Consider the following 20,692-nt stretch of genomic DNA (forward strand, 5'->3'; position numbering starts at 1 on the left):
ACAGCCGCCTCAGGCCGCGTGGTTCAGGATCGCCGCCTCGGACGCCGACAGGTTGCGCCGCGCAAAACTGCCGTAGGTATGGGGGTCGTATTCCAGCTCGGGATGGCTGGCCAGCAACCGCCGGCGGTCCGCGTCGTCCAGCGTCGACAGCGCGGCCGAGGCGGGATGAAAGCTCTCGGTCTCGACGCTGTTGGCCCAGATCACCTGATGCGAGTCGAAGAGCATGTGGATGTAGGTGACCTCCCGCAGTTTCAGGTCCACGGTGATCGTCTCTCCGTTGATCAGGTCGCGGGCCGTCACCAGCACCTCGGGCGTGTTGAACAGCTCTCGCGCCGCCGCGCCCTTGACGAGGATGCGGTGCTGCGGCGAGACGATGAGATCCGCGTCGGGCTGTCCGGGATTGAGCACCCCCGCGGCGATACGCACCGGCCGCAGGCGCGGCATCGCAAAGAGCCGCGCACCGGTCATCCGTCTGCTGCCGACCCAGCGGATTGGCTGCGCGCCGTCGTCCTTGGTCTGAACGAGGTCGCCCTCCCGCAGATCCTCGATCAGGGCGAGGCCGCCCGGGGTGCGAATGCGCGTGCCCGGCGTGAAACAGATCACGCCGCCGTCGGAGGCCGAAGCCGCGTCGCCCGTGGCGCTGCCAAGGGTGTGGTGTACGATCCAGAGGTCGCAGTTGCGGGGAGGCATTTCGTCAAGGAACATCAGCAGTGGCTGGCTGCCGCCGCCCACCTCGATCAACGTCACGGTATAGCTGCGACCGCCGTCGGTCACGACGAAGCTGTTGTCCATCAGAGGCCCGCTGTCCACGGGATCGGCGGTCCGGGGATCCCGTCGCGGGCTGCCGCCCTCTTCCAGCGCCGCGCCCACCAGTCGGCGCACCATGCGCGCCGCCCGCTTGCGCAGGTTCTCTGCTTCGTCTGCCTGGTCCAGCCGCAATACGTCGTTCGGGCCATCGACCCGGATCGCGTCCCCCCGCCATGCCCATGCCGCTCCCACGGAAAGGGATTGCACCGGCGCGGCTTCGAGGCCGTCTATTTCTGTTTGCGACCAGCTGATGACAAACGTGCCCTTAAAGCCCGTTTTCATTGCTCGTTCTGCCTGCCTCAGTCTTTTTATTAACGGATTGGTAGCAAACGAACCCCGACCTGCAAAGGCAAAATCATGTCAAATTCCAGCGTGTTGCAATTTGATCTTGATGCGTTGCCCAACGGCGTCACCCCGTGCCCGCGGCGACGTTGCGGCCTCAAGCCGGAAAACCGTTGTAAAACGTTGGCGATTTGCTAGCGTTGTCGCGACCAAAACCGCTCAGGAGTGTCCATGTCCCTGCCGCCCAAGGCCCTGCCAGCCCGCCGCATCGTCTCGTCCCGTCACCTTGCCGAGGGCGAAGGCTGGGAAGCCTCCGAACTGGAATACGGCCTGATCATCGCCTTCAACGCCTTCACCCGCTGGATGTCGCGCTGCATGGCGGCGGCGGGCAACGCGGACCTGACGCCGCTGGAAATACTGGTGCTGCACAATACCAACCACCGCAGCCGCGAGAAGCGCCTGACCGACATCTGCTTCCTGCTGAACATCGAGGACACCCACACCGTCAACTACGCGCTCAAGAAACTGCTGAAATCCGAGCTGCTGGTGGCGGAGAAACGCGGCAAGGAGGTGTTCTATCGCACCTCCGACACCGGTGCGGCGCTGTGCGAGGCCTACCGCGCCATCCGCGAAACCTGCTTCCTCGACGGGCTCAACCGCATCAATCTGGGCGGCGACGACCTGCGCAAGGTCGCCGCCAGCCTGCGCACGATGTCGGGGCAGTACGACCAGGCGAGCCGCGCGGCCGCGTCGCTCTGACCCCGGGGATCAGAGCAGGGCGGCCATCGCGCGGGCGGTGTCGTTCATCCGGTTGGAGAAACCCCATTCGTTGTCGTACCAGCTGACCACGCGGATCATGCCGCCCTGCGTCACGCTGGTCTGCGCGGCTGCAAAGCACGACGAATGCGGGTCGTGGTTGAAATCGACGGACACCAGCGGATCGACTTCGTAGGCCAGCACGCCCTTCAGTGGACCGTTCGCGGCTTCTTTCATCGCGGCGTTGACGTCTTCCACGGTGGCGTTGCGACCGGGCAGGATGCGCAGGTCGACCATCGACACGTTGGCCACCGGCACCCGCACCGCGGACCCTTCCAGCTTGCCCTTGAGCGCCGGCAGAACCTCCGAGATCGCGGCGGCGGCACCCGTCGAGGTCGGGACCATGGACACCGCAGCCGCGCGGCCACGGTAGAGATCCTTGTGCGGCGCATCATGCGTCGGCTGGTCGCCGGTATAGGCGTGGATCGTCGTCATGTAGCCGGTCTCGATGCCGAAGGCCCGGTCGAGCACCATCGCGACAGGCGCAAGACAGTTCGTCGTGCAGGACGCGTTCGACACGATCACGTCCTCTGCCGTCAGGTCCGCGTGGTTGACCCCGTAGACCACGGTCCGGTCCACCCCCTTGCCGGGGGCGGAGATCAGAACCCGCTTCGATCCGTTCTCGAGGTGCGCCGCGGCCTTGTCGCGGGTGGTGAAGATGCCGGTGCATTCGTAGACGATGTCCACATCGTCCCAGGGCAGCCGTGCCGGGTCGCGTTCCGCCGTGAGGCGGATGGTGTGGTCGCCGACGGTCAGCCTGTCGCCGTCGAGCCGCGCCGCTTCGGTCAGGCGGCCATGCACGGAATCGTACTTGAGCAGGTGCAGCAAGGTCTCTGCCGGGGCGAGGTCATTGACCGCCACGACCTCGATGCCATCGGCACCGTTTTCCAACAGCGCGCGCAACACGTTGCGCCCGATCCGGCCGAAACCGTTGATTGCGATCTTCGTGGTCATCTTCGACTCTCCCCTTCGCGATCGTCCGCGTCGCGCGCCCGTGGCGCCGCGTCTTTGCGATCCAGTTAGCGCTAACAGCCGAAAATTACAACCGCCAATCGCCGGCGCGCCAGTTCTGCGGGTGTGGCGGCCGTGTCCGGCCTCTCAATCAGGTCGCGCCCCCTGGGGCGGTTCGGGGGTCAAAGATCGCGCTCAGGGCGCAATTGCACCTGAACCGGGGGCAAAGGTCGCATTTTCACGCTGCACTGGGCGCGCAGGTGCCTTATAGAAACCGGCATGACGCAGTTGCACGATAAGATCCTGATCGCGGTGGACGCCGGTGGCACCGGGTGCCGCGCTGCTGCGGGCACCGTGACGCGCGGCATTCTGGCCGATGCGCGGGGCGGCCCGGCCAATGTCGAGAACAGCTTTGACGGGGCCATCGCCAACATCGTCGCCGCGGTGGCCGAGGCGCTGGCCAACGCCGGGCTGGATGACACGCCCGCCGGGCGGATCACCGGCCATGTGGGCGCCGCCGGGGCGAATAGCGCCGAGACCATGACGCAGGTCGCCGCCGCCCTGCCCTATGGCCGCACGCTGGTGTCGGGCGACAAGGAAACGACCGTGGCCGGCGCGCTTGGCGAACACGACGGCTACGTGCTGGGCATCGGCACGGGCACCTTCATCTCGCGCCAGCGTGACGGCAAGGTCAGCACCGTGTCGGGCTGGGGTTTCCAGATCTCGGACCAGGCCTCCGGCGCATGGCTCGGGCATCGGCTGCTGGAACGGACATTGATGGCCTATGACGGGATCGAGCCGCACACCGGCCTCACCCGCAGGACGCTTGACGGCATGGGGGGCCTGCACGCGATGCGGGGCTTCTGCCTGACCGCGACACCCGCTGATTACGCGACCCTCGCGCCCGAAGTCCTCTCGGCAGCGCAAGACGGTGACGCCGCCGCGCTGGACCTGATCGCGCGCGCGGTGGCCTTTCTGGAAAAGGGGCTGGCGGCGCTGGACTTCACGCCCGGCGACAGGCTGTGCCTGACCGGCGGGGTCGGGCCGCACTACCGCGATTACCTGTCAGGGGAAACGATCCGCAACGTGGTCGCCCCGCAGGGCAATGCCATGCAGGGGGCGTTCGCGCTGGCCCGTCAGGCCGCGCAGCAGGACGCCTAGCGCCCGCCGTTTGCGAGCCTCGTCCGGGTCTGTGGATCTGTGGGGACCGTTGAAATGGCGGCGCCGCCGGATCGGATGGTATGAGACAGGGCAGGCCCTGCACGTTGAACGGTTCAATGTGGCCCGTTGTCGGCGGGCCTCTGTTTCTCCGAATGCGCCCGGTGTGTCAGGCCGGGTGCGGGTGTCGCGACAGGCGGGGTTCTAGCGGAGTGTGGTTAACACTGCCCTGACGTGCCGTCCGTTGCGCCGGTATGCGCGGCGTGCCTGCGCCGCACCGACGCGGGTCGCCCCGGCAGCGACAGCCGGGCATCGTTGCGGCTCTGGCGCGAGATCACCTTGCCTTTCGACACCACGCACAGCCGGTCGGGCCGCAGGCGCAGCGCCTCGATCGGGTTGCCCGCGTCCAGCACGACGAGCGAGGCCTGTGCGCCGACCCTCAGGCCATAGTCGCGAAGCCCCATGATCCGCGCGTTCACCTCCGTCACCATGTCGAAACAACGGCGCATCTCTTCGGGGCTGCTCATCTGCGCCACGTGCAGCCCCATAAACGCGACGTCGAGCATGTCGCCCGTTCCCATCGAATACCACGGGTCCATCACGCAATCCTGCCCCCAGCCCACCGTGATGCCGTGGGCCTGCATTTCCTTGACCCGCGTCAGGCCGCGCCGTTTGGGAAAGGTGTCGTGGCGGCCCTGAAGCATGATGTTGATCAAGGGGTTCGGGATGGCCGCGACCTCTGCCTCGGCGATCAGGGGCAGCAGCTTGGAGACATAGTAGTTGTCCATCGAATGCATCGAGGTCAGATGCGAGCCCGCCACGCGCCCCTGCAGGCCCAGTCGCCGGGTCTCGAACGCTAGCGTCTCGATGTGGCGCGAATGGGGATCGTCGGTTTCGTCGCAATGCAGGTCGACCATCAGCCCCCGCTCGGCGGCCAGTTCGCAAAGCACGGTGACCGACCGCGCGCCATCCGCCATGGTGCGTTCGAAATGCGGGATGCCGCCGACCACGTCCACGCCCATGTCCAGCGCGCGGATCGTGTTCGCATGGGCGGTGGGATCGCGGAAGAGGCCGTCCTGCGGGAAGGCCACCAGTTGCAGGTCGATGTAGCCGCTGACCGCCTTGCGGACCTCCAGCAGTGCCTCGACCCCCAGCAGGCGGTCGTCGCAGGTATCCACGTGGCTGCGGATCGCCAGCAGGCCCAGCGACGCCGCCCAGTCGCAATATTCAAGTGCGCGGTCGAAGACGTCCTGCTGCGTCATCACGTCCTTGAGCTCCCCCCAGAGCCCGATCCCTTCGAGCAGCGTGCCCGACGCGTTGATGCGCGGGATGCCGTAGCTGAGTGTCGCGTCCATGTGGAAATGCGGATCGACGAAGGGGGGCGCGACGAGATCCCCGGTGGCGTCGATCACTTCGCCCGCTTGCGCGTCGAGCGTGCCGATGGCGGTGATCCGGTCGCCCGCGATGCCGATGTCGGCGGTGGTGCCGTCCGGCATAGTGCCGCCCTTGATGATGATGTCGAACATGGAAATCTTTCTACTTTACCGGTCTCGAGTTAGCGCGAAGGACGGCCCCCGGCCGCGGGTGGGGGTGAAGCCCCCGCCCATGGGGGCGGTCGGGGGCTGTCCGGCCTGCGGCCGGACGGAAGATCACTACCGCTCCCCCTTGTTGAAGGGCACCATCAGCGCCGCAGGCACCTGCGCGCGGCGCGACATCACGACCAGCGCAAGGATCGACAGGATATAGGGCGCCATCAGGAAGTACTGGTAGGGGAACCCCGCCCCCAGCGGTGTCTGCTGCAACCGCACCTGCAGCGCGTCGAAAGCCGCGAACAGGATCGCGCCCAGCAGGGTCTTGCCCGGTTTCCACGACCCGAACACCACCAGCGCAATGCAGATCCAGCCGCGCCCGTTGACCATTTCGAAGAAGAAGGAGTTGAAGGCGCTCATGGTCAGGAACGCCCCGCCCACGGCCATCAGACCACTGCCCACCATGACCGCCCCGATGCGGATGGCCGACACGCTCAGCCCCTGCGCCTCGACCGCCGCGGGGTTCTCGCCCGCCGCCCGCAGTGCGAGGCCAAGGGGCGTGCGGTAGAGCGTGACCGACACCACCGCCGCCAGCACGAAGGCCAGATAGGTCAGCGGTGTCTGGTTGAACAGCGCCTGCCCGAGCACGGGAATGTCGGACAGCAGCGGGATCTCGAACGGCTGGAAGGCGTCGATCTTGGGCGGTGACGTGACCTCCGGCAGCGCGAGGCGATAGCAGTAATAGGTCAGCGAGGTCGCCAGCAGCGTGATGCCAAGGCCGACCACATGCTGCGACAGGCCGAACGGCACCGTCAGCACGCCGTGCAACAGGCCGAACGCCATGCCCGACAACATCGCCACGCAGACGCCGAACCACAGCCCTCCGCCCAGATAGACCGTCAGCCAGCCCGCAAAGGCACCGACGACCATGATCCCTTCGATCCCGAGGTTCAGCACCCCTGCCCGTTCGCAGATCAGTTCGCCCAGCGCGGCAAAGATCAGTGGCGAGGCGATGCGGATCGCGGCGGTCCAGAAGCTGGCGGAGATGAGGATATCGAGGATGTCCATCAGCCGCGCCTCACCCTGAATTTCGTCAGCATGATCGCCAGCACCATCAACAGAAGCGCCACCGCCAGCATGATGTCGGCCAGGTAGGTCGGCACCCCCGCCGCGCGGCTCATGCTGTCGGCGCCCACGAAGATGCCCGCGACGAAAAGCGCGGCGACCACCACGCCCAGCGGATTGAGCAACGCCAGCATCGCCACGATGATGCCGGTGTAGCCGAAGCCGGGCGAGATATCCAAGGTCAGGCTGCCTTTCAGTCCCGCGACCTCGGAAAACCCGGCAAGCGCCGCGAGGCCGCCCGACAGCAGCGCCGTCTTGATCAGGGTGACGTTCACAGGGATACCGGCGAACCGGGCCGCTTCGGCGTTCAGGCCCACGGCTCGCATTTCATAACCCAGCGTGGTGCGGCGCTGGATCACCCAGACGATCCCGGCGGAGATCAGCGCAAGGCCGAAGCCCCAGTGCAGGCGAAGGCCCTCGATCATGCGGGGCAGCCGCGCTTCGTCGATCAGGCGGGCCGACTTGGGCCAGCCGAGACCCATCGGATCCTTCAGCGGTCCCTCCAGCAGCATGGAGACCCAGAGCAGCACGACGAAGTTCAGGAGCAGCGTCGTCACCACCTCGTCCACGCCGAACCGTGTCTTGAGAAAGGTCGGCACCAGCAGCACCAGCGCCCCGCCCAGCATCGCCGCAACCGCCATCGCGGGCAGCAGCGCACCGGCGGGCCACGACAGCGCGCCGGTGCCCAGCACCACGGTGACCACGGCGCCCACGTAGAGCTGCGCCTCGGCCCCGATGTTCCACAGCCGCGCGCGGAAAGCGACGGCGACCGCCAGCCCGGTAAAGATCAGCGGTGTCGCGCGGTTCAGCGTTTCCAGCAGGGCGAACTTCGACCCGAAAGCGCCCTTGAGGATCAGGCCCAGCACCGAGAAGGGTTGCGCGCCCGCGATCATCGCCAGAAGCGAGGCAATCACGACCGTGCCGGCCACCGCCATGGCGGGCAGGCCGACGCGCCGGGTCAGCGGGGGGTTCGCGATGGGTTCAAGCCGCATGGTCAAACCCCTCGCCCGCCATCCAGACCCCCAGTTCCGCGAGGCTCAGCGCGCCCCGCTCGAACGGGGGCGACAGCCGCCCTTCGGAGATCACGTGGATCACGTCGGACAGGGCCGTGACCTCGTCCAGGTCCTCGGAGATCAGCAGCACCGCCGCGCCCCGGTCCCGCGCGGCCAGCAGTTGTTCATGCACGTAGGTCAGCGCCCCGATGTCGAGACCCCGCACCGGCTGGTTCGCCAGCACGACGTCGGGGCCAGTTTCCAGCACCCGGCCCAGGATCAGCTTTTGCATGTTGCCCCCCGACAGCAGGCGGATGCGGGTTTCGGGGCCGGGACAGCGCACGTCATAGCCTGCGATGATCTTCTGCGCGAAATCGCGGGCGGCGCGCCAGTTCATCCAGCCCCGCTGCGAAAAGGGGGCCTTCGCGTAAAGTTCGAGCACCGCGTTCTCGGTCAGGTCGAAATCCGCGATGGTCCCGGTCCTGTGCCGGTCTTCCGGGATGCGGGCGATACGTTCGGCCAGCGCGCGGCGCGGGCTCCATCCCGCAACGGGTGCACCGGCGATGCGGAGCTCACCCGACGCGGGCGCGATCAATCCGCCCAGCAGGTCCGCCAGCGCCGCCTGCCCGTTGCCGGACACCCCGGCGAGCCCGGTGATCTGGCCCGCCCGCAACTCGAGCCGCGCGGATTTCAGCCCCGGCGCGCTGCCGCGGTCGGGGGTGGAGACATCGCGCAGCGCCACGCGCACCTCGCCCGGCGTGGCCGCGGCGACCTTGGGCGGGGCGACTTCGGCCCCCACCATCATCTGCGCCAGCCGTGCCGCGTCGGTATCGGCGGTCCGCGCCTCGGCCACCAGCTTGCCGTGGCGCAGCACCACCACGCGCGACGAGATCGCCGTGACCTCGTGCAGCTTGTGGCTGATGAAGATCACCGACAGCCCCCGCGCCACCGCCTTGCGCATGGTGGCGAACAGGTCGTCGGTTTCCTGCGGGGTCAGCACGGCGGTGGGTTCATCGAGAATGAGAATCCGCGCGTCGCGGTAGAGCGCCTTGAGGATCTCGACCCGCTGGCGTTCGCCGACGCTGAGCGCGCCGACCTGCGCCCCCGTGTCCACGCGCAGCCCGTAATCCTGCATCAGGGTTTCGATCCGGCGGCGCGCGGCGGCGCGGCCGAACCCCGGCCGCCAGAGCGATGCGGTGCCCAGCACGATGTTTTCCAGCACGGTCATGTTGTCGGCCAGCGTGAAATGCTGATGCACCATGCCCACCCCGGCCTCCAGCGCCGCACGCGGGTTGCCGGGGGGCAATGGCCGGCCGAAGACCTCGACGCTGCCCTCGTCCGGCGTGTAATGGCCGAAAAGGATGTTCATCAGCGTGGTCTTGCCCGCGCCGTTTTCACCCAGAAGGGCGATCACCTCGCCCTCGTGCAGGTCGAAGCCGATGGAATCGTTCGCGGTCAGCGCGCCGAAACGCTTGGTGATGCGGTCGAGGCGCAGGACGACGGGGGCGGTGGTATCGTTCATTCAGAAGCAGTCAGCGGTTTGTGGAAGGTGCAAAGGGCAGCGCCGACCCGAGGGGTGCCGCAAATCGCCGCCCCATGGGGGCAGGCAGGCGCTGCCCGGCCTCCCGGCCGGGCGGGACCATTTGCAGGGGTCGCACTCAGCTGGACTTCGGTTCTTCGTCGTTGATCTCGACGGTGAATTCGCCCGCCTCGATGGCCTTGGTGCGTTCTTCGATCAGGTCCAGCGCCTCCTGCGGGATCTTGCCCTCGAAGGTGCCGAAGGGCGCCAGAGATGCGCCGCCTTCCTTCATGAAGGAATAGACCCCGTAGTCCGCGGCGGTGAATTCGCCCGCCTTCACCGCGGCGATCGCGGCATCCAGCGTCGGCTCGAAGTGCCAGATGGCCGAGGCGACGACCGTTTCGGGATAGTCGGCCTGCGTGTCGATCACGTTGCCGATGGCGAGGATGCCTTTCTCCTGCGCCGCGTCCGACACGCCGAAGCGTTCCGCGTAGAGGATGTCCGCCCCGTTCTCGATCATGGCAAAGGCGGTTTCCTTGGCCTTGGGCGGATCGAACCACGACCCGATGAAGCTGACCTGGAAGGTGATGTCCGGCTTCATCTCGGCGGCACCGGCCATGAAGGCGTGCATCAGGCGGTTCACCTCGGGGATCGGAAAGCCGCCGACCATGCCGATGTTGCCGCTTTCCGTCATCGCGCCCGCGACGATGCCCGACAGGTACGCGGCATCCTGGATGTAGTTGTCGAAGACGGCGAAATTGGGCAGGCTCGCGTCCTCCTTGAAGGACGAGCCCATCAGGAACGCCACCTCCGGATAATCGGCCGCCACCTCGCGCGCCTCCTGCTCCGCGCCGAAGACCTCGCCGATGATCAGGGCGCTGCCGCTTTCGGCGTATTCGCGCATCACGCGGGCATAGTCCGTGTTGCTGACATTCTCGGTGTAGACGTACTCGATGTCTCCGCGGGCCTGTGCGGCCTCGGCCGCCTTGTGGATCCGGCTGACCCATTGCTGTTCGACGGGCACGGTGTAGACGCCGGCCACCTTGATCGGATCGGCGGCAAGGGCCGTGCGGGGCGCGAGCGCGAAGGCGCCCGCGACGGCGGCGGCGGTGCCGAGAAGTTGGCGACGAGTGAAGCGGCGTGTAGTCATGGTGGTCCCCCGTTGGTATGCATTGACGCAGATCGTTCGTCAGCGGCTGCGTCGTGTCAATACAACGCCGCGCAATCGGGCGATAGTTCTGCCGCAAGACAGGCGATCCGCCCAGCTTGCGGGCGCCGACTCACAACTGGGGGAAACCGCATGAGCCACGTATTACGCCGCAGCCTGACCGCGGAACAGCCGGTCATCGTCAGGGGCGAAGGCGCCTACCTGATCGACAGCGACGGCACGCGCTATCTCGATGCCTGCGGCGGGGCCGCCGTGTCGAGTCTCGGTCACGACAACGCGGCCGTGCGTGCCGCCGTCACCCGGCAGATGGAGACCATCAGCTATGCCCACACCGGCCTGTTCACCAATGAACCCGCCGAAGCGCTGGCCGACTACCTGATCGCCCATGCCCCCGACGGCACGGGCGACGGGCGGGTGATGTACCTCGGATCGGGGTCCGAGGCGATGGAAGCGGCGCTCAAGCTCGCGCGGCAGTACCACCTCGAGAACGGGCAGCCCGAACGCACCCGCCTGATCGCCCGCGCGCCCAGCTATCACGGCAACACGCTGGGGGCGCTGGCGGTGGGCGGCCATGCGGGCCGCCGCGCCCCGTTCCAGCCCATGCTGATCGGGGTGGACCACATCGACGCCGCCTATCCTTACCGTCTGCGCCACGAGAACGAGAGCGAGACGGCATTCGCCCTGCGCATGGCGAACCAGCTGGAGGACCGGATCAAGGCCCTCGGCCCCGAGACCGTCGCCGCCTTCATCGCGGAACCGGTGGTGGGTGCCTCGCTCGGGTCGCAGCCCGCCCCGGCGGGATATTTCAAGCGAATCCGCGAGATCTGCGACACCTACGGCGTGCTCTATATCGCGGACGAGGTGATGTGCGGCATGGGCCGGACCGGCAGTCTTTTCGCGCTCGAACAGGAAGGGATCGCGGCGGATATCACCACGATGGCAAAGGGCCTCGGCGCGGGCTACATGCCCATCGCGGCGGTCATGGCATCGCAAACGGTGGTGGATGCGATCCTGTCGGGCAGCGGCAGGCTGTGGAACGGTCACACCTACATGTCCCACGCGGTCGCCTGCGCGGGGGCGCTTGCGGTCATGCACGAAATAGACGACCGCGACCTGCTGAAACAGGTCCGGACCCTTGGCAAGCGGCTCGAGAGCGGTCTGCGCGACGCCTTGGGCCAGCATCCGCACGTGGGCGACATCCGCGGGCGCGGTCTTTTCTGGACGGCGGAAGTGGTCGAGGACAGGGCATCGAAAGCGCCCTTCGACGCCAAGCGCAATCTGGCCGGGCGCCTGCAGACCGCCGCGATGGAACGCGGCGTGATCACCTATCCCTCGCAGGGCTGCGCCGACGGGGTGCAGGGCGATCACGTCCTGATCGCGCCCTGTTTCACATCGACCGGGGCCGAGATCGACCGCATCGTCGAGGTGGTGGCGGAAAGCATCACGGCGGAGACCTCCTGACGCGGCAGACAACCCGCGCCTAGTCCTGCCGGGTCAGCGTGACGTCGAAGCCGCCTGCGCTAAGCGTGATGCGCTGCAGCCCGCCGCCGCCGTAGTCCAGCCGCATGCCCAGTGACTTGAACCGGAACGGCGACAGATGCCCCGGACCCGCCACCACGCGGTAGGACATGATGCAGGCGATGCCCTCCGCCGTTTCGGCCCGCTGCGCGGTGGCAATGCGCACCACGCGGCGGCCGTCGTGCACCGCCATGGGTTTCGGGCAGTCGACGCCCAGCGCGATGGCCGCGAAGGCCTCGGTCAGGGAAATCGCGCCGCGCGGCACCCGCGCGGGATCGCTCAGCGCCGTCGCCTCGTCCGCCGGGGTCACGGTGACCGCCGTCACCCGTCCGGCGGCCCGCGTCACCGCGATGTCGCGCTGCTTGCTGCCCCGGCTGCGGCTTTCGTAGCTGACGGTGCCGGCGTCCGCGCGGGTGACCGCCTCGAAACTGCCGTCGGCGACCCCCAGCGGGGTGTTGTCCATCACCGCCAGCAGCCGGCCGGCGCGACGGCCGCCGTCGTAGCTCACGGTCCCGAGCTGCCGCGCGCCCAGGGACATGCCGAAGCTCAGCGTTCCGGCCAGTGCCGGTTGCGTCGTGACGGCCAGCACGAGGGCCGCGACAGTCGCGAGACGGGTCATTCGGGAGCGCTCCTGCGGTTCAACCCGCCCTGCATAGCCCATCGCCCGCGCCGAGGCGAGAGACCGCCGGCGCGCCCCGATACCGCTTGCCCGTGACAGGGCTTGCGGCCTACTGTCCCGCCCGACGGAAAACAGGCCGACGACCGGCAGAAAGGGACGGAATGCCACGACCCGCAACGAAACGCCTCCTGCCCGCCGCCATGGCGCTGCTGATCCCGCTCGCCGCCTGCGGCGGTCGCGACAGCGATGCGCCACCGCCGGTGGAAGACATCGAATGTCTGGCCCGTGCGATGTACTTCGAGTCGAACCGGTCCAGCCGGGACGGCATGGTCGCGGTGGGCAGCGTGGTGATGAACCGGGTCCGTTCCGACGATTTTCCCTCCACGATCTGCGGGGTGGTCGGGCAGCACAACCAGTTTGCCCCCGGTGTCATGACACGGCCGATGAACGAGGCGGGCGCAACGCTTGCCCGGCAGACGGCGGTGGCTGTCTACCGGGGCGAACGCCACCCCGATGTCAGCGTCGCGAAGTTCTTTCACGCGGCGTGGTACAAGGCGAACTTCAACAACATCCACTATGTCCTGACCGCCGGCGGGAACGCCTTCTACGAAAAGCGCCGCCCCGAGCAGGTGCTGGTCCGCGTTCCGCTGCCGCCGACGGAAGGCATGACACCGCTGTAGCGACACGCTCCGGAGCCTGCCGGCCCGCAGGTGACACGTGATCGGCAGTCAGGGGGAGAGACCCTCCCGGCAGCCCCGGACTAGCCGCACTTGGAGTGGCCGCAGGACGCGCAGGTCATGCAGCCTTCGACCATGCGCATGTCGTACTGGCCGCAGGACGGGCACGCGGGGCCGCGGGGGGCGTCGAGGCCGACGACGCGCGCCTGGGGGTCGGTCTTGAGCCCCAGCCCCTCGCCCGCGATGAAACCGGTGGCGATCATGTGCTGTTCGATCACCCCGCCGATGGCCGCGAGGATCGAGGGAATGTACTTGCCCTTCATCCAGGCGCCGCCGCGCGGATCGAAGACCGCCTTCAGTTCCTCCACCACGAAGGACACGTCGCCCCCGCGCCGGAACACGGCCGAGATCATCCGGGTGAGCGCCACTGTCCAGGCGAAATGCTCCATGTTCTTGGAATTGATGAACACCTCGAAGGGCCGCCGGTGCCCGTTCAGCACGATGTCGTTGATCGTGATGTAGAGCGCGTGTTCGCTGTCGGGCCACTTGACCTTGTAGGTGTTGCCTTCGAGCTCGCTCGGCCGGTCGAGCGGTTCGGACATGTAGACCACCTCGCCGCCTTCGGCAACGAGCACCGGCTTCTCCTCGGACTTGGTGTCGCTGACCGACAGCACGCTGCCTGTCACCTCGTTCGGGCGGTAGGTCGTGCATCCCTTGCAGCCCTGATCCCAGGCCGCCATGTAGACGTCCTTGAAGGCGTCGAAGCTGATGTCCTCGGGGCAGTTGATCGTCTTGGAGATCGACGAATCCACCCATTTCTGGGCGGCCGCCTGCATCTTGACGTGATCCAGCGGCGCGAGGGTCTGGGCATTGACGAAATAGTCCGGCAGCGGCGCGTCGCCTTTCAGCTCGCGCCACATCTGCACGGCGTAGTCCACCACCTCTTCCTCGGTCCGCGACCCGTCCTTCTGCAACACCTTGCGGGTGTAGGCATAGGCGAAGACCGGTTCGATCCCGGAACTGACGTTCCCGGCATAGAGGCTGATGGTGCCGGTGGGCGCGACGGAGGTCAGCAGCGCGTTGCGGATGCCGTGTTCGCGGATCGCGTCGCGCACGTCCTCGTCCATCGACTGCATGGTGCCGGAGGCAAGGTAGGCCTCTGCATCGAAGAGCGGAAACGGTCCCTTTTCCCTGGCCAGCTCGACACTGGCAAGATAGGCGGCGCGGGCGATCTGCTTCATCCATGTCTCGGTCTGGGCCGCGGCCTCGTCGGAGCCGTAGCGCAGGCCGGTCATCAGCAGCGCGTCGGCAAGGCCGGTGACCCCCAGCCCGATGCGCCGCTTGGCCTGCGCCTCGCGCGCCTGCGCCTCCAGCGGGAATTTCGATGCGTCCACGACGTTGTCCATCATCCGCACCGCTGTCGCCACGAGGTCGGACAGCGCGTCGAGGTCCAGACCGGCATCATCGCCGAACGGGTCGCTCACCAGCCGCGCAAGGTTGATGGACCCCAGCAGGCAGGCCCCGTAGGGCGGCAGGGGCTGTTCACCGCAGGGGTTGGTCGCCGCGATGGTTTCGCAGTAGCTGAGATTGTTGGCCGCGTTGATCCGGTCGATGAAGATCACCCCCGGCTCGGCGTAGTCGTAGGTGGCGCGCATGATGCGGTTCCACAGGTCGCGGGCCTGCAAGGTGCGATAGACCTTGTCGCCGAACGTCAGTTCCCACGGGCCGTCGGCCTTGACCGCCTCCATGAAGGCATCGGTGACGAGCACCGACATGTTGAACATGCGCAGCCGCGCGGGGTCGGACTTGGCGGCGATGAAATCCTCCACGTCCGGGTGGTCGCAGCGCATCGTGGCCATCATCGCGCCCCGGCGCGACCCGGCGGACATGATGGTGCGGCACATCGCATCCCAGACGTCCATGAAGGACAGCGGGCCAGAGGCATCCGCAGAAACCCCCTTCACATCCGCGCCCTTGGGCCGGATGGTCGAGAAATCGTAGCCGATTCCGCCCCCCTGCTGCATGGTCAGCGCGGCCTCCTTGAGCATGTCGAAGATGCCGGCCATGCTGTCGGGCACGGTGCCCATGACGAAGCAGTTGAACAGCGTCACGCGCCGGGCGGTGCCCGCGCCGGCGATGATCCGGCCCGCGGGCAGATACTTGAAATCCTCCAGCGCGGCGTAGAATCGTTTCTCCCAGTCTTCCGGCGATTTTTCCACCCGCGCGAGATCGCGGGCGATGCGCAGCCAGGTATCCTCGACCGTCGCGTCGCGCGCGGTGCCGTCCGCATCCTTGAAGCGGTACTTCATGTCCCAGATCTGTTCGGCGATGGGGGCGGCGAAACGGGACATGTGCGATTCCTGTGATCGGTGGGAGAAGGTTCTCAACCTACCAAGAAACCTGCTGCCTGACCACCCGCTTTCCTGCGCCAAAGCACCACACTTTGAATGCCCCGGGCGATGGACTACCTTATCTCGTGGCTCAGGGGTGAGTCTGGGGAAAAGCCTGTGGATAAATACGTCAACCTGATCAAGCTGAGCGTCGGCACCGAGAGCGTCGAGGATCTGCAGGCCTGGCAGCGCCAGCGGTCCAAGCAGATCAAGGATGGAAAATACTACCACATCACCCGGATGTGGCCCAAGCGCGAGGCCGAGGTGCTGAATGGCGGCTCGATCTACTGGGTCATCAAGGGCGAAGTGCTGGCGCGGCAGCGTGTCCTTGGATTCGACGAAAAGATCGGCAGCGACGGCATCCGCCGCTGTGGGATCGTACTGGACCCCGAGATCGTCCGCGTGTCCCCGGCGCTGCGCCGCCCCTTCCAGGGCTGGCGCTACCTCGATCCCGCGGACGCGCCGCGCGACCTGCGCAAGGGCGAAAAGGGCGACAGCGCCCTGCCCAGCGAGCTGGACCGCGCCCTGTCGGAGATCGGCGTGATCTGAGGGAGTTCAGCCGCCCCGTTGCTATTCGGCATCGCCGCGGTGAGGGCCTGAAGGCAAGCGAAATCCAGCGCTGCTACGTTCCCGGCCAATCCTCCGGAAAGCGTTCGCAATCAATTCCCCGCGCGCGTTCTGCTTTTCTGCGAACGTTCCTCGAACTGTTTCCAGACATGCATGCGCCCTTTCTGACGTGCATCGGCGAGCCAAAATTTTTTGCGCGCATCGGGTGTTTCCATGTGCGAGTAAACACCGCCTGAATACTTTGGCCAGTCGATGGCCATACCCCTTTTCACCATTTCTGCCGACAGGTCTCTGCCATCCGGAAGAAAGCATTTCGCCACCGTCCGGCCATAGGTATCCCGTTCCAGAATTTCCGCCCTTACCGATTTTCCCCTGCATAGTCCGATCAGCGTCCATTTAGACTTTTGCCCCCAGGGATGATCGATTTCGGGTGCGTCGACCCCGAATAGCCTGATCTGAGTTCTTTTGATAACTATGGTATCCCCATCGACAATGCGGGCTGTGCCATTCAGAACCTCTGGCTTCTGAACAAGCTTGGCAGTCTCTTCGTTGAAACTGCTGTCCGGCGACCTTCCGCCGCCAGCAATCAATACCAATGGATTACTATCTGACCGAGTTCGCTTGCCCCGCCGTGAGCGAAACCAAATAGAAAGTGCTACTATCGCAAAGACCGCTGAAAAGAGCGCATATTCCAATAGCCTACACCCGTGATGCCTACTAGATCCGACCTTTGAATATCATGAATGTCGAAAAACTAGATCATAATTTGGCTTTGAAATTCGTTTTTCTGCCTGCGGCTGTCAATGCCTGTGTTCGGTTTCCCTGAGACAGGGTGTTTACCGAAGTCACATCCAGTTCCACATATACTTACCGACTCTGTGCTGCTCAGAAGTCTATTGGAGATCGGAAATGCGGACAGTATTGCAGGTTCGACAGGGAAAGCTATCGCGGCCGCCCTACCCCAGCCGCGCTTCCAGATCCTTCAGCGTCTTGCGCATCTCGTCGTCCAACGGCGCGGTCCGGCTGCGCCACAGGGTCGCCTGCGAGCGCAGCACAAGCCCGTCGCAGAGCACCTTGAGATGGTTGGCGCGCAGGGTCTCGCCGCTGGAGGTGATGTCGGCGATGGCCTCGGCGGTCTCGTTCGCCACGGTACCTTCGGTCGCGCCCTGGCTGTCGACCAGCGCGTAATCCGCCACGCCGCTGTCGCGCAGGAAATTGCGGACGAGCCGGTGATACTTGGTCGCGATGCGCAGGCGAAAGCCGTGGGACGCGCGAAAGGCGGCTGCGGCGGCGTCGAGATCGTCGAGGGTGTCCACGTCGATCCAGGCGCGCGGTACCGCGATGATGAGGTCCGCGTGCCCGAAGCCCAGTTCCTCCACCGGCTCGACCAGTTGTTCCCAGAGTGCCAGCTTCTCGTGGATCAGGTCCGTCCCGGTCACCCCGAGGTGGATGCGCCCGGCCGCCAGTTCGCGCGGGATTTCGCCCGCCGACAGCAGGATCAGGCTGACCCCCTCGATGCCGCCCACGGCCCCGGCGTATTCCCTTTCCGATCCCGTCCGCTGCAGGGTGATCCCATGCTGCGCGAACCACTGGAAGGTCTTTTCCATCAGCCGCCCCTTGGACGGCACGCCAAGCTTGAGCGTCATGCCGCGCCCTCCAGGATCAGCATCAGGCCGGGCCGCATCACGCCGCCCACGGCCGGAATCTCGCGGCCCTGGCCCAGCCGGCGGGTCAGCGCGTCGTAGCGTCCGCCACTGGCCACGGTGGGCAGGTCTGCCCGCGCTTCCGCCCGGAACCCGAAGACGAAGCCGTCGTAGTATTCCATCGACGCCCGCCCGTAGCTGGCCTCGAACATCAGGCTGTCGGTCTGGACCCCGCGGGCGCGCAGCGCGGCTTCGCGGGCCGCGACGCGCCCCACGGCGGGCGCGATGTCGGGCATGTCCACCGCGAGGTCGTGCAGCCGGCTGAGCGCGTGGGGCATCGTCTCGCGGATGTCGAGCAGCGCCTCGATCTGGCCGACCTCGCGCGCCGACAGGGGCGGTGTGGCCGCGTCCTCGTGCAGGGCGGCGATGCGCTCCTCGATGTCGGCGCGGCTCCGCAGGCCGATCAGCGGCGCGTCCGTTTCGGCCTGTCCCGCCAGCAGTGCGGTCCGGCTGGGCGGCACCGGCACCCGCCCGGCAAAACGCTCCAGCAGGGCGCGGAACCTGCGGGGCCGCCAGATGTGACGCATCAGCGCGTGCTTGCGCCGGGCGCTGGTCTGCAACCCGCCGACCGCCGCCATCAGCACGCCGATATCGCCGGTCACGGCCCGCAGGGGCAGGCCCGCGAGCGCTTCGGCGATCAGGGCAAAGACCTCGGCGTCCGCCGCCGCCGGATCGCTGCGGTCGAAGACCTCGTATCCGACCTGGATGTATTCGTTGGCGCGGTCCGGATCCTCCTCCTGCCGGCGGAAGACTTCGCCGGAGTAGGTATAGCGCGCGGGTTCGGCCCCTTGCGCCATGTGCATCTGCACCACCGGCACCGTGAAATCGGGGCGCAGCATCTGTTCGCCGCGCAACGCGTCGGAAGTGACATAGGCGCGCGCGCGCATGTCCTCGCCGTAGAGTTCCAGCAGGGTCGTTGCCGGCTGCAGGATCGGCGGCTCCACCAGCGCCGCGCCCCGCGCCTCGAAAACCGCGCGCAGGCTGGCCGCGCGGGCGAGTGTGTCCGAGCGTGAGGGCATCAGCGGGCGTCCAGGATCTCGCGGACCTTCGCGACCAGCTGATCGCGCGGCACCTCGACCTGGCTTGGCCGGTCCTTCCATTCCTCGTGGGTGGCGTTTTCGGCGATCTTCGCGCCCAGGATCAGGTCCTTGATCTGCACCACGCCGCGCGCCTGCTCGTCGCCGCCTTCGATCACGGCGATGGGGCTGCCCCGCTTGTCGGCGTACTTCATCTGGTTGCCGAAGTTCTTGGGGTTGCCGAGGTAGACCTCCGCCCGGATGCCCGCCTGCCGCAGTTCGGCCACCATCGCCTGATAATCGGCCATGCGGTCGCGGTCCATCACGGTGACGACGACCGGGCCGGGATCGGGGGCCGCGCCTTGGGTCTTCATCGCCAGTGCGGCCAGCAGCCGGTCAACGCCGATCGACACGCCGGTGGCCGGCACTTCCTGCCCGGTGAAGCGTTTGACCAGGTCGTCATACCGCCCGCCGCCCGCGACGGAGCCGAAGTTGCGGGTGCGGCCCTTTTCGTCCTGGATTTCAAAGGTGAGTTCGGCCTCGAAAACCGGGCCGGTGTAGTAGCCGAGGCCGCGCACGACGGAGGGGTCGATCTCTACCCGGTCCGGCCCGTAGCCGCCCGCTTTCAGCAGGTCGGAGATCAGGTTCAGTTCATCCACACCCTGCATCCCGACGTCGGATCCGGTGACAAGGCCGCGAAGACGATCGACCGTCTCGGCGCCCGAGGCGCCTTTGGCCTGCATGAAGCCCATCACGACATCGGCTTGCGGGCCGTCCAACCCCGCGCCCTTGGTAAAGTCCCCGCTCTCGTCCTTGCGGCCTTCGCCCAACAGGGCGCGCACGCCTTCCGGCCCCAGCCGGTCCAGCTTGTCGATGGCCCGCAGCACGATCCCGCGCTCGGCCTCCTTGTCGTCGCCAGACAGGCCCGCCACCTCCAGCACGCCGTTCAGGACCTTGCGGTTGTTCACCCGCACGATGTAGTCGCCCCGCGCGATTCCGACCTCTTCGAGGCAATCGGCCAGCATCGCGCAGATCTCGGCGTCCGCCGCCACGCTCGGCGCGCCGACGGTATCCGCATCGCATTGATAGAACTGACGAAACCGCCCCGGCCCCGGTTTTTCATTGCGCCAGACCGGGCCCATCGCATAACGCCGGTAGGGCGTCGGCAGGTCGTTGCGGTGCTGGGCATAGACCCGCGCCAACGGGGCGGTCAGGTCATAGCGCAGCGCCAGCCAGTCGCCGGGCTTGTCCCCCTCGGCATCCTCCTGCCAGGCAAAGACGCCCTCGTTCGGTCGGTCGACATCGGGCAGGAACTTGCCCAGCGCCTCGACCGTCTCGACCCCGGAGCTTTCCAGCGCGTCGAACCCGTAGCGGTGATAGACGGCGGCGATCTTGCGCAGCATCTCGGCCCGATGCGTGACCTCGGCGCCGAAGTAGTCGCGGAACCCTTTCGGGGTTTCGGCCTTGGGGCGGGGAGTCTTCTTGGGCTTCGCCATGAGTCCTGATCCTGTCAGCGCTGTCTTCGGCCCTGCCTCTACCCCAGCCCCCCTGCAAGGGCAAGCGGAGCGGGGCGGCGTGCCCCTGCTCATTTCCGCGGCGGATATCGATGCACGACGGCCATTTCAGGCGTCCCTTCTCCGTGCTAGGAACGGGTCATGGAAAGACTCGAAGAACAGATTGCCCACCTCAGCCGCATGGTCGACGACCTGTCGGATGTCGTCGCGCGGCAGGAGGGTGAAATCGCTACGCTGACCCGGCGCGTGCACATGCTGATGCAGCGCGAAGGCGAGCGGGAGGCGAGCCAGGGCGAAGGCATCGTGCTGGGAGACGAGCGCCCGCCGCATTATTGAACCGA

General features: G+C 66.9%; 19 protein-coding genes. 6 read left to right on the plus strand and 13 right to left on the minus strand.

Annotated features, from left to right (window positions below):
- Positions 1-9 precede the first annotated feature (9 nt).
- Complete coding sequence (locus tag BOO69_RS13895) at positions 10-1,089, minus strand: Hint domain-containing protein (protein WP_071972709.1); 1,080 nt, start codon at positions 1,087-1,089, stop codon at positions 10-12.
- A 231-nt stretch (positions 1,090-1,320) separates the two neighbouring features.
- Between BOO69_RS13895 and BOO69_RS13900 the strand changes: the two genes are divergently transcribed.
- On the plus strand, positions 1,321-1,848 hold the full coding sequence (locus BOO69_RS13900; RefSeq protein ID WP_071972710.1) for a winged helix DNA-binding protein: 528 nt from the start codon (positions 1,321-1,323) through the stop codon (positions 1,846-1,848).
- A 9-nt stretch (positions 1,849-1,857) separates the two neighbouring features.
- Here BOO69_RS13900 and gap read toward each other — a convergent pair whose 3' ends face one another.
- Positions 1,858-2,859 carry a type I glyceraldehyde-3-phosphate dehydrogenase gene (gene gap / locus BOO69_RS13905; RefSeq protein ID WP_071972711.1) on the minus strand — a complete coding sequence of 334 codons (1,002 nt, stop codon included), beginning with the start codon at positions 2,857-2,859 and terminating at the stop codon, positions 1,858-1,860.
- Between the two features lie 276 nt (positions 2,860-3,135).
- Between gap and BOO69_RS13910 the strand changes: the two genes are divergently transcribed.
- A complete protein-coding gene (locus tag BOO69_RS13910) occupies positions 3,136-4,017 on the plus strand; it encodes a glucosamine kinase nucleotide-binding domain-containing protein (RefSeq protein ID WP_071972712.1) in 882 nt (293 codons plus the stop codon).
- 215 nt (positions 4,018-4,232) lie between these two features.
- Here BOO69_RS13910 and BOO69_RS13915 read toward each other — a convergent pair whose 3' ends face one another.
- From BOO69_RS13915 to BOO69_RS13935, 5 genes are all read right to left on the minus strand, one after another.
- Positions 4,233-5,540: an amidohydrolase family protein gene (locus tag BOO69_RS13915; RefSeq protein ID WP_071972713.1), complete on the minus strand. Its 1,308-nt coding sequence runs from the start codon at positions 5,538-5,540 to the stop codon at positions 4,233-4,235.
- Between the two features lie 126 nt (positions 5,541-5,666).
- Positions 5,667-6,611 (minus strand): ABC transporter permease, encoded by a 945-nt coding sequence (locus BOO69_RS13920; RefSeq protein WP_071972714.1) that lies wholly within the window; start codon positions 6,609-6,611, stop codon positions 5,667-5,669.
- Entirely contained in the window at positions 6,611-7,660 is a 1,050-nt protein-coding gene (locus BOO69_RS13925) for an ABC transporter permease (RefSeq protein ID WP_071972715.1), read from the minus strand. The genes BOO69_RS13920 and BOO69_RS13925 overlap by 1 nt, the downstream gene beginning before the upstream one ends.
- Positions 7,650-9,182 (minus strand): ABC transporter ATP-binding protein, encoded by a 1,533-nt coding sequence (locus BOO69_RS13930; RefSeq protein WP_071972716.1) that lies wholly within the window; start codon positions 9,180-9,182, stop codon positions 7,650-7,652. The genes BOO69_RS13925 and BOO69_RS13930 overlap by 11 nt, the downstream gene beginning before the upstream one ends.
- Before the next feature lie 136 nt (positions 9,183-9,318).
- The gene (locus BOO69_RS13935) at positions 9,319-10,329 is read right to left on the minus strand and encodes a BMP family protein (protein WP_071972717.1); all 1,011 of its coding nucleotides are present in this window, start codon (positions 10,327-10,329) and stop codon (positions 9,319-9,321) included.
- Between the two features lie 150 nt (positions 10,330-10,479).
- Here BOO69_RS13935 and BOO69_RS13940 point away from each other — a divergent pair, with 150 nt between their 5' ends.
- Positions 10,480-11,808 (plus strand): aspartate aminotransferase family protein, encoded by a 1,329-nt coding sequence (locus BOO69_RS13940; RefSeq protein WP_071972718.1) that lies wholly within the window; start codon positions 10,480-10,482, stop codon positions 11,806-11,808.
- Between the two features lie 19 nt (positions 11,809-11,827).
- Here the strand turns inward: BOO69_RS13940 and BOO69_RS13945 are convergent, their stop codons facing one another.
- Complete coding sequence (locus BOO69_RS13945; RefSeq protein ID WP_071972719.1) at positions 11,828-12,484, minus strand: hypothetical protein; 657 nt, start codon at positions 12,482-12,484, stop codon at positions 11,828-11,830.
- Between the two features lie 161 nt (positions 12,485-12,645).
- Here BOO69_RS13945 and BOO69_RS13950 point away from each other — a divergent pair, with 161 nt between their 5' ends.
- Positions 12,646-13,164 carry a cell wall hydrolase gene (locus BOO69_RS13950; protein ID WP_071972720.1) on the plus strand — a complete coding sequence of 173 codons (519 nt, stop codon included), beginning with the start codon at positions 12,646-12,648 and terminating at the stop codon, positions 13,162-13,164.
- Positions 13,165-13,244: 80 nt separating this feature from the next.
- Here the strand turns inward: BOO69_RS13950 and BOO69_RS13955 are convergent, their stop codons facing one another.
- Positions 13,245-15,512 carry an adenosylcobalamin-dependent ribonucleoside-diphosphate reductase gene (locus tag BOO69_RS13955; RefSeq protein WP_071972721.1) on the minus strand — a complete coding sequence of 756 codons (2,268 nt, stop codon included), beginning with the start codon at positions 15,510-15,512 and terminating at the stop codon, positions 13,245-13,247.
- Between the two features lie 156 nt (positions 15,513-15,668).
- Between BOO69_RS13955 and BOO69_RS13960 the strand changes: the two genes are divergently transcribed.
- On the plus strand, positions 15,669-16,100 hold the full coding sequence (locus BOO69_RS13960) for a DUF1489 family protein (RefSeq protein WP_083545531.1): 432 nt from the start codon (positions 15,669-15,671) through the stop codon (positions 16,098-16,100).
- Between the two features lie 110 nt (positions 16,101-16,210).
- Here the strand turns inward: BOO69_RS13960 and BOO69_RS23435 are convergent, their stop codons facing one another.
- The 4 genes from BOO69_RS23435 to hisS all read right to left on the minus strand — a co-directional run bounded on the left by BOO69_RS23435 (position 16,211) and on the right by hisS (position 20,333).
- Entirely contained in the window at positions 16,211-16,813 is a 603-nt protein-coding gene (locus tag BOO69_RS23435) for a thermonuclease family protein (protein ID WP_237267475.1), read from the minus strand.
- Between the two features lie 261 nt (positions 16,814-17,074).
- Positions 17,075-17,764 (minus strand): ATP phosphoribosyltransferase, encoded by a 690-nt coding sequence (gene hisG / locus BOO69_RS13970; protein ID WP_071972723.1) that lies wholly within the window; start codon positions 17,762-17,764, stop codon positions 17,075-17,077.
- Positions 17,761-18,840, minus strand: coding sequence for an ATP phosphoribosyltransferase regulatory subunit (locus tag BOO69_RS13975; protein WP_071972724.1), 1,080 nt, complete (start codon positions 18,838-18,840; stop codon positions 17,761-17,763). Before BOO69_RS13975 ends, hisG begins: the two co-directional genes overlap by 4 nt.
- A complete protein-coding gene (gene hisS, locus BOO69_RS13980; protein ID WP_071972725.1) occupies positions 18,840-20,333 on the minus strand; it encodes a histidine--tRNA ligase in 1,494 nt (497 codons plus the stop codon). The genes BOO69_RS13975 and hisS overlap by 1 nt, the downstream gene beginning before the upstream one ends.
- Before the next feature lie 159 nt (positions 20,334-20,492).
- Here hisS and BOO69_RS13985 point away from each other — a divergent pair, with 159 nt between their 5' ends.
- The gene (locus tag BOO69_RS13985) at positions 20,493-20,687 is read left to right on the plus strand and encodes a SlyX family protein (RefSeq protein ID WP_071972726.1); all 195 of its coding nucleotides are present in this window, start codon (positions 20,493-20,495) and stop codon (positions 20,685-20,687) included.
- Positions 20,688-20,692 lie beyond the last annotated feature (5 nt).

Source organism: Sulfitobacter alexandrii (assembly GCF_001886735.1).
Taxonomy (GTDB): Bacteria; Pseudomonadota; Alphaproteobacteria; order Rhodobacterales; family Rhodobacteraceae; genus Sulfitobacter; species Sulfitobacter alexandrii.

What these genes read in the sequence shown, in the direction of transcription:
- BOO69_RS13910 (WP_071972712.1), top strand. Translation starts at nt 3,136, where the DNA reads ATGACGCAGTTGCACGATAAGATCCTGATCGCGGTGGACGCCGGTGGC.
- BOO69_RS13925 (WP_071972715.1), bottom strand. Translation starts at nt 7,660, where the DNA reads ATGCGGCTTGAACCCATCGCGAACCCCCCGCTGACCCGGCGCGTCGGC.
- BOO69_RS13920 (WP_071972714.1), bottom strand. Translation starts at nt 6,611, where the DNA reads ATGGACATCCTCGATATCCTCATCTCCGCCAGCTTCTGGACCGCCGCG.
- BOO69_RS13975 (WP_071972724.1), bottom strand. Translation starts at nt 18,840, where the DNA reads ATGCCCTCACGCTCGGACACACTCGCCCGCGCGGCCAGCCTGCGCGCG.
- BOO69_RS13900 (WP_071972710.1), top strand. Translation starts at nt 1,321, where the DNA reads ATGTCCCTGCCGCCCAAGGCCCTGCCAGCCCGCCGCATCGTCTCGTCC.
- BOO69_RS13945 (WP_071972719.1), bottom strand. Translation starts at nt 12,484, where the DNA reads ATGACCCGTCTCGCGACTGTCGCGGCCCTCGTGCTGGCCGTCACGACG.
- BOO69_RS13955 (WP_071972721.1), bottom strand. Translation starts at nt 15,512, where the DNA reads ATGTCCCGTTTCGCCGCCCCCATCGCCGAACAGATCTGGGACATGAAG.
- BOO69_RS13935 (WP_071972717.1), bottom strand. Translation starts at nt 10,329, where the DNA reads ATGACTACACGCCGCTTCACTCGTCGCCAACTTCTCGGCACCGCCGCC.
- hisG (WP_071972723.1), bottom strand. Translation starts at nt 17,764, where the DNA reads ATGACGCTCAAGCTTGGCGTGCCGTCCAAGGGGCGGCTGATGGAAAAG.
- BOO69_RS13915 (WP_071972713.1), bottom strand. Translation starts at nt 5,540, where the DNA reads ATGTTCGACATCATCATCAAGGGCGGCACTATGCCGGACGGCACCACC.
- BOO69_RS13930 (WP_071972716.1), bottom strand. Translation starts at nt 9,182, where the DNA reads ATGAACGATACCACCGCCCCCGTCGTCCTGCGCCTCGACCGCATCACC.
- BOO69_RS13985 (WP_071972726.1), top strand. Translation starts at nt 20,493, where the DNA reads ATGGAAAGACTCGAAGAACAGATTGCCCACCTCAGCCGCATGGTCGAC.
- BOO69_RS13895 (WP_071972709.1), bottom strand. Translation starts at nt 1,089, where the DNA reads ATGAAAACGGGCTTTAAGGGCACGTTTGTCATCAGCTGGTCGCAAACA.
- gap (WP_071972711.1), bottom strand. Translation starts at nt 2,859, where the DNA reads ATGACCACGAAGATCGCAATCAACGGTTTCGGCCGGATCGGGCGCAAC.
- BOO69_RS13940 (WP_071972718.1), top strand. Translation starts at nt 10,480, where the DNA reads ATGAGCCACGTATTACGCCGCAGCCTGACCGCGGAACAGCCGGTCATC.
- hisS (WP_071972725.1), bottom strand. Translation starts at nt 20,333, where the DNA reads ATGGCGAAGCCCAAGAAGACTCCCCGCCCCAAGGCCGAAACCCCGAAA.
- BOO69_RS13950 (WP_071972720.1), top strand. Translation starts at nt 12,646, where the DNA reads ATGCCACGACCCGCAACGAAACGCCTCCTGCCCGCCGCCATGGCGCTG.